The organism is Hyalangium minutum (assembly GCF_000737315.1).
GTDB classification, from domain to species: domain Bacteria; phylum Myxococcota; class Myxococcia; order Myxococcales; family Myxococcaceae; genus Hyalangium; species Hyalangium minutum.
In genome coordinates, this window is the sequence record NZ_JMCB01000011.1 from 293,593 (window position 1) to 307,478 (window position 13,886).

Genomic DNA, 13,886 nt, shown 5'->3' on the forward strand with positions numbered 1-13,886 from the left:
CGCTCTGCCCGTCACGCTCGCCGTCCCCATTTTTCCGGGTGCGACGAGCGACGAAAGGAGCGAGCCATGTATCAGCGCACGAACATTCGCCAAGGCATGACCGTCATGAGCCGGGACGGTGTGCAGATAGGCCGCGTCGTGGAAGTGACGGTGGCCGGCATCGTCATCCAGAAGGGTCAGTTCTTCTTCATCAGGGACTTCGAGGTGCCCCTCTCGGACATCTCCAAGGTGCAGGGAGATGAGATCATCTTGCTGAGGGACCATGCGGAGCTTCGGCGCGCGGACCATGAAGCGGAGAAGCACGAGGGCACCGCGAAGGGCACGGTGGGGGTGGCTGGCATCGCCGCGCCTCCTCCGGGAGAAGGGCTCGGACTGGGGCCCACGGACCTGACCGAGGCACGGATGGACAGCGCCAAGTTCCAGGACCATGGGCGCTACTACCTGCAGCCCACGGGCGGCTCCACGCCGGTGACGGATGTGGCGCAGGGCCTCCCGGACGAGGAGATCCGCCCGGCCGCCACGCCCTCCGAGGAGGCCTATCACCCGATTCCGCACGAACCGCCCCTAACGGAGCGCCGCGCCGCGGGCCCGGGGTGGGATCCGCTGAGCGTGGACGAGGAGCTGGAGAAGGAAGCACCCCGCACGAGCGGCCCGGACCCCAAGGCTCCGACACGCTACTAGGCCGGGCCCAAAGGAGGCGGACAGCCGGCCGTCCGGCGCCCCGGATGCTCAGTGAGGAGGGAGACGTGTCACATCGTGTCATGGCGCGGCTCCTCCTTATCTTGAAGGCACAGCCCACGAGCCACCATGCGCCGCGAGCCACTCTTCAGCCCCGACGTCTCTGGCCGGTCCACCCTCGAGCCCGCCCAGCCCTCGATCCGCGCTCCGCTGGCGTACAGGCGGGTGAAGCTCGCGCTCCTGCACACGCTGTCGCTGTCCCGGCTGGCGTTCGCGGCCGTCTTCCTGTTGACCTCGGACCTGTGGCTGCGGGCGGGGCTCATCGTGCTGTCGGGGCTGACGGATGTGCTCGATGGATGGATTGCCCGCCATGCGCGGCTGACCACGCGGCTCGGGGCGATCATTGATCCGGTGGCCGACCGGGGCTTCGCCGTCACGGCCATCCTGGCGCTCCTGCTCAATGGGCTGCTCACGCCGGTGCAGGTGTGCCTGCTCTTGCTGCGCGATGTGACCACGGCAGTGGGCTTCGTCGTCACGCGCGTGGTGCCCACCTTCCGCCCCGTGGAGGTGAAGGCGCGGATGCTCGGCAAGGCCACCACGGCGGTGCAGACGCTGACGCTGCTCGCGGCCCTGGTGCTGCCGGTGTTCGTGAAGCCGCTGGTGGCCGTGGCGGGGGTGCTCGCCGTGGCGGCCGTCGTGGACTACACGAACGCCATGTGGCGGGCGCGGGTGCGCCCCTGAGCCTCACTTCGTCGTGAGAGTGGTGACCACGGTGGCCTGGTTACGCCCCGAGAGCATGTCCACCGTGGCGCGCACGCGCGTCCCCTTCTTGAGCTCCTGTGCCGAGATGCGCTGGCCGTTGCGGAGCACCCGGGTCTGATTGCCCAGCTCCACCGTGAAGGGCTGCCCAGCCTCATCCACCAGCACGAGCTGCCGGGCCGACACCGAGCGCACTGTGCCCGTGTAGATGGCATCCACCACAGCCGCGCCCGAGTTGGCCGTATCGGGTGCCTGCGCTCCCCGGGCGCCGGTCTCTTGAGCCGTGCCCGCGCGCAAGGGCTCTCCTGACACGGCGCTCTGTGCCGAGGTGCCACCGCCCGAGGTGTCCTGAACCGTGGAAGAGCCCGAGCCCCCTGCCGAGGGCGCCACGCCTGCTTGCCCCGAGCCGCCCACAGCACCCGAAGTCCCCGCATCGAGAGTCGCGGCCGCGGTACCGGTACCCGAAGCCGCGCTCCGGGAGCTCGCAGCCACGGAGGCCAGCTCCGAGCGCACCCGTGCGAGATCCTGCCGCAGCTGCGCCACCTCGCTCTGAAGCTGAAGAACGGTCTGCCGCAGCGCCGCCGAGCTGGCGTCCGCTCCACTGGCCGTCGTCACCCCACCGGCCGCCGTCTGCGTTCCTGTGCCGCCCACGCGTACATCGCCGGGGGCTGTCCCTTGGACCCGCGAGTCCGTCGTATCCGTCGTGTCGGTCTGCGCCAGCGCCTCGCCGGAACCACACAAGAGCAGCGACAGCCCCACGAACCCCAACACAGCCAACGTCACGTTGCGCATGAGCGGCGCCTCCCCATCCCTTTACAAGGTTGGCGGTTGAACGTTGGGGAGCAACGGCGGTGCGAAAGGAGCGCGGGCTCCATCCGCCGCTCGCCCATCTGCTCACCTCCAGCTCCGGGGTCATCCTGGGGAGGGCGCTCCACCGCGTCACAAGCTCGACGTACGCTCTCCTCCTCGGCATTCCGCCCACCGAACTGCGAGCGCCCGCGTGGAGACCCGACAGCCACCCAGCCCCTCTCCTCAGTCCACTCCGCACGGCCAGCAAGAGGAGGCCCCCACCGCGGCCAACACGCTCCGCGCGCCCGCGCCTGGGCTCTTCGCACCGCTTCCGAGCCAGGCCTCACCGCTGGAGCAGAACCGGCTCATCACCCAGGGCTACCTGCGCATCGCCCATGCGCTCCAGGCGATCGTCGACCCGAGCTTCCAGCCCGGAGGCACCAGCAGCATGATGCCCTGCTGGTTCGCCTTCGCCCCGCACGCCTCCCAGGAGGCCGGCAAGGGCATCCTCGGCGCGGAGGTCGCTGACCGCATCATCGACGCGGCCCAGGGCGAGCCCGCCTCCTCCATGGAGCGCGCGCTGGACCGGGCGCGCCACCCCCTGGCCCACCGCATCAGTGTGGCGGCCCTCTCGCACGCCCTGAGCTGGTATGGGCTCCCGCGCGACGTGGCCGCGGCGCTGGCCTCGCTCCAGGGTGCATTGAACCTCGAGGCCCTCATTGATCCGCGGACCCTGGCGACCACCGCGGAGCGCTTCGCGAAGCTCTACCTGGGAGCGCCCGGCGCGGATCCGCTCTCCAAGGCCGAATCCGTGGTCGTCACGCTGAGGCGCACCCTCAACGAGGGCAATGTCCTCATCTTCACGGACATCGGAGGCTCGGCGGACGCGTACCTCACGTGGCGGCAGCAGGTGGGGGCAGCGCCCGCCGCGCGCGTGCTCGCCGAGTTCTCCCTGCCCACCTCGCGGCCCAACGAGGCCCAGGAGGCCTACACCTTCGCGCTCCAGCACGCGCAGCAGGTGCCACGCCCCTCGGACTTCGAGCGCCTGCTGCCGGGCGTGGATTCGGCAAGCCTGGTGGTCGCGGCCTTCGCGCTCTACGAGCAGTCCCGGCAGGCGCCAAGCGCCGCGGTACGGGACGGGCTCATCGGCGTGGCAAACAACTACCTGGCCTACCGCGAGCAGTTCCACGCGGTGCGGCCGGCTTTCTCGCCGCCGGTGCGTCGCCCGGACGAAGTCTCCCGTCTCGAGCTGATACAGGCCCTGACGCCGGTGGTCTGCCTGGAGATGGGCACCATCGAGTGGAAGTTCACCGACTACGCGAGCACCCAGCGCGACCGGGACGGACGGCTGATCACCTCGAAGGCCACCGAGTACAACTGGGCCCTCTTCTCGGAGCGCTGGCCGGCCATTCTCCAGTCCTTCGAGTTCGGCTACCGCAGCCCCAAGGCCCTCTGGGTGGAGCCGAAGCCGCTCGTCCGCCCCGATGGTTCGCTCACCGGAGCGGACTGAGCCGCAGGCTCACTGGGAGGAGGCCGAGACCGGATTGAAGGCCTGGAGGGTGACCACCTCGTTCTCGGTGCCCCCCGGCTGGGTCACGATCCGCACCGGCATTCCCTCGCGCAGCGACTGCGGCGACACGGACTCGCCCTCCGGGCCCATGATTCGCGTCTGCTGCCCCACGCCGAACTCGTAGACGTAGCCATTCGCGTCCACCATCCGCATCCGGTCCCCCTCCAAGGCCCTCAGCGTTCCCTGGAAGACCTCCGTGTTCGGAGCGCTCTGCCGAACCACGGAGCCCGGGCCCATCCCACTGCCTCCGGTGCCCGGGCCGGCGCTGCGGCTTGGACGGCTCACCTGGGCCTTTCCCGAAACCGGGGGGGCCATGTCACGCGCGCGCCTCTGCCCCTGCGCGGGCATCTCGACGATGATGGCCTGCTCGGTGTCGTCCTGAGACGCATCGGCCGGCGCGCTCACAGCCGGAGCCCTGCCCGCCTGCTTTGGGCTCTGCTGTGCAAGGGCCCCCACAGGCGCCAGCCCCACGAGGCCGAGTACCACCCAGACTCTTCTTCGCATGTGTCGCTCCTCGCTTCCCTTCGCCAACAAGCCAACAAAAGGTGGGCTCGGGGCAGGGTGGCAGCCCCAGGCGTGACACCTCACCCTCTCCTGCCCCCCTGCTCTCCAGAGGTAAGAGCAGGTAGGTTTTCTCCCGGGGCAGACTTGGGGCACTCTGGCGGAGCACCCTGCCGTGACAGAAAGGAAGGGAGCGCTGAAACCCCGGGCCCGCTCGTGTCACAGAGGGTCCGTGGCTCCCCTGCTTGCCTTGCGAATGTTCGCCGCCCAAGACGATGCCCCGGAGGCCCAGGACGGGGAGCGCACCCTGCTGCGGCGCGCCCGCACGGGGGATCCCGTCGCCTTCCGGCTCCTCTTCGAGCGGCACTCTCCGGCCGTCTGGCGCTTCCTGAAGGACGCCTTCCGGGACGAAGCCGCCGCGGATGAGGCCACTCAGGAAACCTTTGTTCGGGCCCACGGGCGGCTCGCGACGCTGCGGGACGAGGACCGGCTGGCCTCGTGGCTGCTGGGCATCGCGCGCCGGGTGTACCTGGAGACGCGCCGGGTGCGGGGCGTACACCTGGACGTGGATGGCGAGGACAGCGAGGGGCTGGTGGAGGCGGTGCTGCCCACGCCCACGCCCGAGGACTTGCTGTTGGACCGGGAGACGGAGGCCCTGCTGACGGAGGCGCTCGGGCACCTGCGCGAGGAGCGGCGCTCGGCGCTGCTGCTGCGCATCGACCACGGCCTGCCCTACGAGGAGATCGCTCAGGTGATGGGCTGGTCTCTGCCCAAGGTGAAGAATGAGATCCACCGCGCGCGGCTTCAGCTCCGCGAGCGGCTGGCCCCGCATGTTGGAGGTCGTCCATGAGTCTCGCCTGCCGCGAACAGGAGCTGGACGCGCTGCTGGCCGGGGAGCTGGCCCCCGCGGACGCGGAGCGCGTGCGAGCCCACACCGAGGGCTGCGCCGCATGCACCCACGCGCTGGCGTGGCTGAAGCTGGAGCGCGGGTGGATGACCCAGCGTGCCCGCCGCATGCCCGCGCGCCCTTCGCTGAGCTTCGAGGCGCTGGAGGCCCGGCTGGCAGCGGCGAAGCAGGCCCCGGCCCAGCCCGAGTCCACCCGAATGCCCGCGCCGCGCCGCGCGGAGCGGGCCACGCCGCGCCGGAGCAACTGGTCCTTCCGGGGCGTCATGGCGCTGGGAGCCGCCGCGGCCGTGGGGTTCATCGTGTTCGGCGTGGTGCAGGCGCGGCCGGTGAACGCGCCCGAGGTGCTGTGGAGCCAGGACGTGCTGGCCTCGGGGCTGGTGCAGGCCTGCGTGGATCCGAGCGGCGAGGCGGTGGCGGCCCTCGAGAATCGCTTCAGCGCGTGCCTCATCGCGACGCCCGCGTGGCCCGCGGACTAAAACCTGCGCTGAAACTCGCGCGCGGCTGGTGACACTCTGGGGTGTGCGGCGAAAGAGACGAAAAGCGCCGCGCCGCCCGCTCCGTCCTGGAGCTGCGTCCTTCCACTCCACATGAGGTCCATCATGAAGGTGTTCCTGTCCGCCGGCGCGGCTGTCGCCGTGCTGCTGGGTGTGTCCGCGATTGCCGTTGCCAGCTCGCCGTCTCCGTCGCGGCACGACGACGGGTGCAGCCAGAAGGATTGTCCGGAGTCGCACGGCGGAGACACCCGGCCCCAGCCGCTGGCCGCCACGCCGCGCGCGGAGGCGCCCTCCCTGGGGCCCGCGGACGCGAAGGTGACGGTGGAGGTGTGGTCGGACTTCCAGTGCCCGTTCTGCGCGCGCGGCGCCACCACGGCGAAGGAGCTGAGAGCGAAGTACGGAGACCAGGTGCGGCTCGTCTTCCGTCACCAGCCGCTGCCGATGCACGGGCAGGCGCGGCTGGCGGCGGCGGCCTCCATGGCGGCGCATGAGCAGGGCCGCTTCTGGGAGTTCCACGACGCGCTCTTCGCCAACCAGCGCGCGCTAGACCGGGCCTCGCTGGAGGCGCTGGCCGCCAAGCTGAACCTGGACATGGAGCGCTTCAAGCGCTCGCTCGACTCGAGCACCTGGAGCAACTACGTGGATACGGAGGTGGCGGAGGCGCAGCGCCGCGGCGTCCGGGGTACGCCGACGTTCTTCGTGAACGGGCAGCCCATCACCGGCGCGCAGCCGCTGCAGGTCTTCACGCAGGCCATCGACGCGGAGCTGCGGCGCTGAAGCACAGGGACGGCTCGAAGCAGGCGGGGTGAGGGCGCTGCACCCCCTCACCCCACCGTCCCACACGAGCGCTTACGGGAAGCGCGTCTGGAGCAGGTCCATGGCGGACTTGGCCTGCACGAGCCCGTAGCCGTAGATGTTGTCACGGCCGAGGGCGCCCAGGTCCTTGGCGGAGTCCTGCAGGAGCGCGCGCACCTGCGCGGCGGTGAGCGAGGGCTTCGCGCTCCACACCAGGGCGGCCACGCCGCTCACGTGCGGCGTCGCCATGGAGGTACCGGACAGGCGCGCGTAGTCCACGCCCACGAGCTTCATCTTGGCATCCTTGTTCCTGAGCCCCTTGATGGCCGCGCCATCGTCGAAGGAGACGGAGGCGGTGGGCAGCCACGTGCCCGCGGTGCCGAGCGTGAAGTTACCGACGCCATCGGTCTTATCGTTGTTGCCGATGATGACGGCCTTGGCACCCGCGCGGCGCATGTAGTTGACCTTCTTGGCGAAGGTGAGGCCATTGCCCTCGGCATCCAGGCCGCCGCGGTCCACATAGGCGACGAAGCCCGCGCAGGTGGCCTCCTCGCCGCAGGAGGTGACACCGTCACCCAGGCCACACGTGAGCAGCTTGCCGGCGTACTCGCCGGTGGGCGCGAACGCGAGCGAGCGGGACTCGTAGGTCTGGCCATCCACGGTGAGCTGCGAGTAGGACTCGGAGCCGAGAATCATGGCCGAGAGCACGTCCACGCCGGGGCCCATGAGGGCGACCTCCGGGCCCACCTGCGAGAAGGAGGCGCGCGCGCTCTTGAAGTCGACGGCGCCCACGGCGAGCACGCCGTCATAGCCGGCGGGGAAGGCCACGGGAGGCTCGGTGGCCGGATCACCGGTGCCGCTGTTGCCGGTGGCCGCAATCGGAAGGATGTTCGCGGCGATGGCCTCCTTGAACGCGGCCTCCTCGAGGGTGCTGGAATCCGGAGCGCCGAGCGACAGCGAGACGATCTGCACCTTCTGCTCCTGGCACCACTTCAACGCGGAGATGATGTCCGCGGTGCTGCCATTGCCGCGGGTGTTGAGCACGCGGGCCACGTACAGCTCCACGCCCGGGGCCACGCCGGCCACGCCATTGGTCTCGTCACCGGGCTGCACGGTGCCGTGCGAGCCCAGCTGCGCGGCAATGGTGGCAGCGGTGTGCGTGCCGTGGCCACCGCCCCACGTGCCCGTGCTCTTGTCGTAGTCCAGCGGCTCGTCATCGTTGTCGACGAAGTCCTTGCCACCCGCGTAGGCGGCCTGGAGCTCGGGGTGCCGGTTGTCCCAGCCGCTGTCGATGACACACACCTTGATGCCCGTGCCATTGGGCGCGGTGGCATCCAGGGTGCCATCAGCAGGGTTGGCGTCCCACACCTGCGGGGCCTGCACGAGCCGGAGGCCCTCGGTGAGCTCGCCCACGGTGCCCACGGTGTTCAGGGCCTGACGGCCGAAGGCTCGCACCACGCGATCCGGCTCCAGGGTGAGCACATCGGGATCCTGCGCGAGCGCCGCGCGCTGCTCGGGCGTGAGGCGGGCGGCGACAGCGCCCAGGTTCGCCCAGCGGGCGCTCACCTTGCCACCGGTGCGCACCACGGAGTCCTCGGCGGCGCGGGCGGCCATGGCGGAGACGGAGCGGCGGTAGCGGATGAGATAGGACTGGCGGCCATCCAGGTTGTCGAGCTCTTCGGAGCCGAGCCCCTGCGAGGAAGTGAGCCCCTGCTCACCGGTGGTGGTGCAGTCCTGCGGGGTCGTATCGGGGGGGTCCACAGGAGGCTCCTCCTTGCAGGCGGCGAGCAGCCCAACGAGACCCAGCCAAACCCAACGCTTCATATGCACCTCTTTGCCCCTTGTGCGGGTGGTGTCACTTCCGGCTCCGTGCCAGCCGGGGAGAACGGGCGGACGGGCGGCCGCGTTCCCCGGAGATCTTAATCACGGTCCCCGGACGGCCGCCCGAGAAGGAGCCAGCCACACACAACGGCACACACCCTGAAGCGCGGCTCGAGGTGCACCGACGAACGGTTCAGGGGAGGGAGCTCTCAACCCTCCGCTGGGTCGACATTGAAGATGCGGGCTGCGTCCTGGGTGTAGGCCTGGAGCTGTCGCTGCATCTCGGCGCCGTCCCAGCCGAGGAGGGGGGCGATGACTTCCGCGGCGGCGCGAGCAGCCTGGGCGCCCTGGTCGCGTGTCTCGAAGGCGACCTTGAGGCGGCGGATGAGGAGATCGGCCAGGGTGTGGACGAACTCGTGGGTGACGCCGTGGGCGGCCTCGGCGCGCAGGTAGGGCAGGCCCTCGACGAGCGGCTTGGCGAGGGAGGAGTCCTGGTGGGTCAGCCCCCAGACCTGGCGCCACCGGCTGCCATAGGCGCGCACGAGGTGAAGGGCGACATCCGCATGGCCGACCTCGGGGAGCACGGCCTCGAGCGCGGCGTCCACGGAGCGCAGCTCGCCACCGGGCAGGGGCAGCGCATCGGTGAGCGGCTTGCGGTGGGGGACGTCAAGGTGCCGCTCCACGGCGTTGACGACATCGCGAGCCATGACGCGGTAGGTGGTGAGCTTGCCGCCGCTGATGGCGATGACGCCGGAGGGGCTCAGGTCGATGAGGTGCTCACGGCTGGCGCTGCCAGCGCCGCCGGCCTGGCTATAGCCTTTGGCGACGAGAGGGCGGATGCCGGCCCAGGAGCTGATGACATCGGCGCGCACGAGCTTCGCTTCCGGAAAGAACGCGTTGGCGGAGGCGAGGAGGTACTCGACATCCTTCTCGCTGGCGCGGACCTCGGCGGGGTGAGCGCGGGTGGCGGTCTCGGTGGTGCCGATGATGGCGTGCTTGTCGGAGGGGAGGATGAACATCACGCGCCCGTCGACAGGGGACAGCAGCGTGAGGGCTTCGCGATTGCCGATGCGCTCTCGGGGCACGGCGATGTGAACGCCCTTGCTGCCGCGAACGGCGGGAGTCTCGCGCGGGGTGTCGAGCTTGCGAATCTCATCGCTCCACGGGCCGGTGGCGTTGACGACGGCGCGAGCGCGGACGGTGACTTCCTGGCCGGAGAGGTGGTCGACGACGACGGCGCCACGCGCCTTGCCGTCCTCGATGACGAGCTGGCGGACGGAGGCATGGTTGAGGACGACGGCACCGGCCTCGGAGGCGCCCAGGGCGTTGGCGAAGGTGAGGCGCGCGTCATCGGTGGCGGCGTCGTAGTAGCGGGCACCGCCATTGAGCTGGGCTGAGAGCAGGTGGGGCTCGTGTTCGAGCACCTGGCGCGCATTGAGACTGCGGTGGGCCTTCACGTTCCGGAAGAGCGCGAGGGCGTCATAGAGCATGAGGCCGGCGTTGAGCTTCCAGCGGGGAATGCGAGCGCCCTTGTAGACGGGCCAGGTGAAGGCGAGCGGGCGGACGAGGTGGGGCGCGAGCCGCAGCAGGCGCATGCGCTCGATGCTGGACTCGAAGACGAGGCCGAGGTGGCCATGCTCGAGGTAGCGCACACCGCCGTGGATGAGGCGGGAGGAGCGGCTGGAGGTGCCGCTGGCGAAGTCATCGCGCTCGACGAGGGCAACGCGGAGGCCGCGCAGGGCGGCATCGCGAGCGGAGCCGGCACCGGTGACACCGCCACCGATGATCAAGACATCGAAGGCGTCGGACGCAAGGGTGCGGAGACGCTCGGCGCGGGAGGGCGGCGGCGGCGGGAATTCCTGCGGAGAAGAGGTGCGAACGAGGGCAGCGGATTCTTGACGCACGGAGGAGAGTCTACTGGCCGTTGCGGCGCGTGCGCAGGGAATGTGCACGCACCGCGTCAGCCTGAAACAGCGGGGTGGCCAGAACGTGCGCCTTGCATGTGGAGGCGAACGTGACTAGGCGGCCGCGCCTCACTGACGGGACGGCTCCTTGTTGTCCGGGGGCTGCTGGGACGGGTAGGCAGGATTGTTGGGATTCATCTGATCGGAGCGGTTCTCCTTGTCAGCCTTGTACTCGCGGCTGTTGGGGTTTTTCACGTTCGACCGCTGATCATTGGGGGTGGGCTTCTGGCGATTGTCTTGAGGCATGGCGTTCGTCTCCAGTCAGGGTTGGAAAGCGGGAGCTACATGAGCAACGTAGGTCTTGCGTCTCGGGGAAGCAGGCGCTTGGGGAGGCAGGAAGGGCCACCCCATCAGCAAGGAACCTGGGCAGGCTGCCTGCCTGTGTGCAGTGGAGCTGGAGGGAGGAAGAGCGGGTGCGAACGGTAACCTACGAGCGCAGCGGGCGAACGAACACGGGAGCGCAGGCGGTGCGAGTCGAGGGACTGCACCACCTCCGGGTGCTGGAGCAGGGCGAGGAGGTGAGCGAGCGAGAGCTGACCTCGGAGGAGGTCCGCCGGCTGGCCCCGCTGATGGAGGAGGCCGCGAAGAGGCCTGTGCCGGTGGTGATGGCGCCAACGGCGGGAGGGCCGAATGGGCTGGCCGTGAGCCTGGCCTTCGAAGATGAAGAGATTCCCCGAGTCCGTCTGTCCACCAAGCGGCTTCCGGCGACGGGAGCGGGCTCGCCTTATGACGAACTGCTGGCGGAGCTGGACGCCCTGCTCACGGAAGAGCTGCACGCGAGGGCACCGCGGCACGCCCACGCCATCCTGCCGCACATGCTGCGAGTGGAAGAGTAGCCACAGCCCGAGCGATGGCCGCCCAGCCGCGAGAAGGAGCAGGCACCCGAGGGGGCCCTGTTGCTGGGGAGGCGTAGGCGTGACAGAGAAGAGGGATGAAGCGGGTACAGTTCGCCGTCCATCGCATGGTGGGAGAGGCGCGGCTGCAGGCAGGGTTGTTGGAGGCGGCGGGTCTCTCCGTGGAGGTGCGCGGAGAGGCACTGTCCCCCTTGAGCGGAGAGCTCCCGAGCACGGAGACGTGGATTGAGCTGTGGCTGTGGCCGCAAGAGGTGGAGGCGGCGCGGCAGCTCATCGCGGAGCTAGAGGAGAACCGAGAGGCAGCGGGCAAGGAGGTGCAGTGCCCGCGGTGCCACGAGGAGAACCCGGGTAACTTCGAGCTGTGCTGGAACTGCGGTTTGGAGTTCCCGTCGACCTTGCGCCCCAAGCTCCGGGCGCTGCCATGAACCCTGCCAGGCCGTTGAGCGCCCCTTACCCAAGGGAGAATGTGGCCTGACAACCGGGGAGCGAGGGGTGTTGGCGAGCAAGCCCGGAGACAGCTAGGGATCCGCATCACCCCCAGGGACGAGCCCCCACGAGCGGGGCATGGAAGTAGGAAGCGGCAGGAGTGGAGGAACGCGTGGACGAGACGGCAGCACCGGAAGCCGGGCCGTCCCGGCGTCGGCGCATGAGCCAGGCGATGCGGACTGCGCTGGCAGTGTGCGGAGTAGCGTCCCTGGTGCATCTCATCCCGCTGTGCCTGCCGAGGAACATGCCCGAGCAGGAGCTGGCAATTGCCCGGGTAACGGCGGAGCCGGGGAACCGGGTGCGGCTGTTGAAGCCCTTGAAGCACCACCCGAAGGCCACGGGAGCCGAGCTGCGCGAGGCCGCAGAGCTGCTGTTGGAGGGGGCGCCGGCGGAGGCCCGAGAGCTCTTGGAGGAAGCGGCTCGCCGGGAGCCGATGGCGCTGGAGACGCACCTGTTGCGAGCACGGATCTGCCGGGTGGAGCAGATGGACCGCTGCGTCCAGGAGTCCTTCAAGAAGGCGTCAGAAATGGCGCCTGGGGATGCCCGGCCGGACCTGCTCCAGGCGGAGATGCAGGAGGGGGACGGAGACCTGGAGGGTGCGCTGGAGGCCATGGACCGAGCACGCCACAAGGCACCAGGCGAGCCAGGGGTACAACTGCGGTACTCGCGGCTCTTGAGCGCGGTAGGCCGCTCCGAAGAAGCAGAGGCGGCGATCCGAGCGGCCGCCGCGAAGCTGCCGCCCCAGCGTCTCTACATGGAGTTGGGCCTGCTGCGGACGCGGGAAGGCCGCAACGAGGACGCGAGGCGCTTCTTCGCACAGGCAGTGGGAGAAGGCCCCCAGTCCGCGGTAGCGCACTTCCACCTGGGAATGGCGCACTTCCGGCTGGGAAACCTGGACGCGGCGGAGGAGGAGCTGCGCGAGGCGGATCGCCTGGACGTCTCGAATCCGCAGTCGCTCGCGGCGCTCTGCGCGATGCAGATGAAGGCAGGCCTGAAGGACGCGGCCCTGGTGACGAAGATGGACCTGGAGCGCCGTTTCCAGGGCCAGGCGGAGCTCATCCGGGACGCCTGCCGGTCAGACCCGTGAATCCGCCGGCCTTCAAGGCTCAATTCCACGAATCTGACGGAGCAAGTGAGCAGCGCGTTTGACTTCGGCGTCGACGGAGCCGTCGGCGATCTCGGTCCGAACGACGGCCCGCAGGAAGGGCAGGGCCTCATCCTGCCGGCCCTGCTCGAGCATCAACTCCCCGAGCGCCATACGAGCCTGAGTGAGCAGCACGAGACTCTCGGCGGCAATAGCGGCATCAATGGCATCACTGAGAGCGGACTCCGCGAGCTCTTCCTGGCCGCGGGCGAGCAGCTCTTGGGCACGCTGCATGTGTTCGAGGGCCTTCATCTGAGGTATCCCTACACCATGGACGAGGCGCGCTTCATCGAGCTGGAACTCCGGTACATGCAGCAGGCAGAACTCCTGCAGCAGCTCAGTGAGGTGCTGTACACGCAGCAACGGGAACTGGGCGTGCTCCGGACGGAAGTGGACCACCTGAAGCGCAAGCTGGAGGGGGAGCCGGGGCTGGTGGACGCAAAGCAGCAGGAGCGTCCACCCCACTACTGAAGGCGCGAAGCCTCAGAAGCGATACCCGAGCCGGACTCCGATGATGGGTTCAGGACTGGCGTAGCCCACCTCGAGGCCGAAGCTGAGCGCGCCACTCTTGATGCCAAAGCCGAAGGCAGCATGGGCGCGCAGCGTCTCTCCCGAGTCAATGACGAGCCAGGGTCCAACGAGCCCCTCCAGATAGAACTGGCGAGTGAGATCGGCCCTCAGCACCAGGTCGATGGGGATGCCGAGCGTGTCAGCCTTCGGAAGGAGAGACACGCCGAAGCGGCCGCCGAGGTGAAGGGGGCCCGCCAGGTGTGTCTCGACACCGAGGTTGAGCTGAAAGGCGGCGCCTTCATCGAACCAGTAATCCGCGCCGAGCCCAATGCGGACGCTGGCAGCCTCGGAGGAGCTGGGAACGACCAACAGACCAACCGCGAGGAGGCCGCCGAGGCAGGGACGAAGAAGATTCATGCAATGGCTCCTGGGATACGAGGGAGCCGCCACTCAAGCAGTCCCGGGAGCCAGTCGCCAGAAACAGATTGCCCCTGGCGAAAGGTAAACACTGCGCCGAGGGCAAAAAAAAAAGCGCCCCTGGGGCCCAATGAAGGGCGCCAGGGGCGCATGAGTAAAAAAAATCCGGCAGCGACCTACTCTCCCACGCGGTTTCC

At 69.4% G+C, this 13,886-nt stretch carries 16 protein-coding genes; 10 read left to right on the forward strand and 6 right to left on the reverse strand.

Going from position 1 to position 13,886, the window contains the following annotated elements:
• Positions 1 to 66 precede the first annotated feature (66 nt).
• Together DB31_RS27610 and DB31_RS27615 are read left to right on the forward strand one after the other, a co-directional pair.
• Positions 67 to 681: a PRC-barrel domain-containing protein gene (locus tag DB31_RS27610; RefSeq protein ID WP_044192948.1), complete on the forward strand. Its 615-nt coding sequence runs from the start codon at positions 67 to 69 to the stop codon at positions 679 to 681.
• 126 nt (positions 682 to 807) lie between these two features.
• The gene (locus tag DB31_RS27615) at positions 808 to 1,419 is read left to right on the forward strand and encodes a CDP-alcohol phosphatidyltransferase family protein (RefSeq protein ID WP_083968741.1); all 612 of its coding nucleotides are present in this window, start codon (positions 808 to 810) and stop codon (positions 1,417 to 1,419) included.
• A gap of 3 nt (positions 1,420 to 1,422) precedes the next feature.
• Here the strand turns inward: DB31_RS27615 and DB31_RS27620 are convergent, their stop codons facing one another.
• Positions 1,423 to 2,229, reverse strand: coding sequence for a hypothetical protein (locus DB31_RS27620; RefSeq protein WP_044192950.1), 807 nt, complete (start codon positions 2,227 to 2,229; stop codon positions 1,423 to 1,425).
• A 208-nt stretch (positions 2,230 to 2,437) separates the two neighbouring features.
• On the opposite strand from DB31_RS27620, the gene DB31_RS27625 reads away from it, so the two are divergent.
• Positions 2,438 to 3,736 (forward strand): hypothetical protein, encoded by a 1,299-nt coding sequence (locus tag DB31_RS27625; RefSeq protein WP_052420292.1) that lies wholly within the window; start codon positions 2,438 to 2,440, stop codon positions 3,734 to 3,736.
• Between the two features lie 9 nt (positions 3,737 to 3,745).
• Here the strand turns inward: DB31_RS27625 and DB31_RS27630 are convergent, their stop codons facing one another.
• Positions 3,746 to 4,300, reverse strand: coding sequence for a hypothetical protein (locus DB31_RS27630; RefSeq protein WP_157232207.1), 555 nt, complete (start codon positions 4,298 to 4,300; stop codon positions 3,746 to 3,748).
• Between the two features lie 229 nt (positions 4,301 to 4,529).
• Between DB31_RS27630 and DB31_RS27635 the strand changes: the two genes are divergently transcribed.
• The 3 genes from DB31_RS27635 to DB31_RS27645 all read left to right on the forward strand — a co-directional run bounded on the left by DB31_RS27635 (position 4,530) and on the right by DB31_RS27645 (position 6,475).
• On the forward strand, positions 4,530 to 5,147 hold the full coding sequence (locus DB31_RS27635; RefSeq protein ID WP_044192952.1) for an RNA polymerase sigma factor: 618 nt from the start codon (positions 4,530 to 4,532) through the stop codon (positions 5,145 to 5,147).
• Complete coding sequence (locus tag DB31_RS27640; protein ID WP_044192953.1) at positions 5,144 to 5,680, forward strand: zf-HC2 domain-containing protein; 537 nt, start codon at positions 5,144 to 5,146, stop codon at positions 5,678 to 5,680. The genes DB31_RS27635 and DB31_RS27640 overlap by 4 nt, the downstream gene beginning before the upstream one ends.
• 123 nt (positions 5,681 to 5,803) lie before the next feature.
• The gene (locus tag DB31_RS27645) at positions 5,804 to 6,475 is read left to right on the forward strand and encodes a DsbA family protein (protein ID WP_044192954.1); all 672 of its coding nucleotides are present in this window, start codon (positions 5,804 to 5,806) and stop codon (positions 6,473 to 6,475) included.
• Positions 6,476 to 6,547: 72 nt separating this feature from the next.
• Here DB31_RS27645 and DB31_RS27650 read toward each other — a convergent pair whose 3' ends face one another.
• The 3 genes from DB31_RS27650 to DB31_RS49715 form a co-directional block, all read right to left on the reverse strand.
• Positions 6,548 to 8,317 (reverse strand): S8 family serine peptidase, encoded by a 1,770-nt coding sequence (locus DB31_RS27650; protein ID WP_044192956.1) that lies wholly within the window; start codon positions 8,315 to 8,317, stop codon positions 6,548 to 6,550.
• 206 nt (positions 8,318 to 8,523) lie between these two features.
• Complete coding sequence (gene glpD / locus DB31_RS27655) at positions 8,524 to 10,218, reverse strand: glycerol-3-phosphate dehydrogenase (protein ID WP_044192957.1); 1,695 nt, start codon at positions 10,216 to 10,218, stop codon at positions 8,524 to 8,526.
• A 129-nt stretch (positions 10,219 to 10,347) separates the two neighbouring features.
• Positions 10,348 to 10,524: a hypothetical protein gene (locus DB31_RS49715; RefSeq protein ID WP_169787104.1), complete on the reverse strand. Its 177-nt coding sequence runs from the start codon at positions 10,522 to 10,524 to the stop codon at positions 10,348 to 10,350.
• 167 nt (positions 10,525 to 10,691) lie between these two features.
• Between DB31_RS49715 and DB31_RS27660 the strand changes: the two genes are divergently transcribed.
• The 4 genes from DB31_RS27660 (at position 10,692) to DB31_RS50730 (ending at position 13,233) form a co-directional block, all read left to right on the forward strand.
• On the forward strand, positions 10,692 to 11,114 hold the full coding sequence (locus DB31_RS27660) for a hypothetical protein (RefSeq protein WP_044192958.1): 423 nt from the start codon (positions 10,692 to 10,694) through the stop codon (positions 11,112 to 11,114).
• 95 nt (positions 11,115 to 11,209) lie between these two features.
• Complete coding sequence (locus DB31_RS27665; RefSeq protein WP_044192959.1) at positions 11,210 to 11,557, forward strand: DUF7577 domain-containing protein; 348 nt, start codon at positions 11,210 to 11,212, stop codon at positions 11,555 to 11,557.
• 233 nt (positions 11,558 to 11,790) lie between these two features.
• Complete coding sequence (locus DB31_RS27670; protein WP_044193028.1) at positions 11,791 to 12,705, forward strand: tetratricopeptide repeat protein; 915 nt, start codon at positions 11,791 to 11,793, stop codon at positions 12,703 to 12,705.
• Between the two features lie 45 nt (positions 12,706 to 12,750).
• Positions 12,751 to 13,233: a SlyX family protein gene (locus tag DB31_RS50730; protein WP_240486917.1), complete on the forward strand. Its 483-nt coding sequence runs from the start codon at positions 12,751 to 12,753 to the stop codon at positions 13,231 to 13,233.
• A gap of 12 nt (positions 13,234 to 13,245) precedes the next feature.
• Here the strand turns inward: DB31_RS50730 and DB31_RS27680 are convergent, their stop codons facing one another.
• Positions 13,246 to 13,689, reverse strand: coding sequence for a hypothetical protein (locus DB31_RS27680; RefSeq protein ID WP_052420293.1), 444 nt, complete (start codon positions 13,687 to 13,689; stop codon positions 13,246 to 13,248).
• Positions 13,690 to 13,886: the final 197 nt, after the last annotated feature.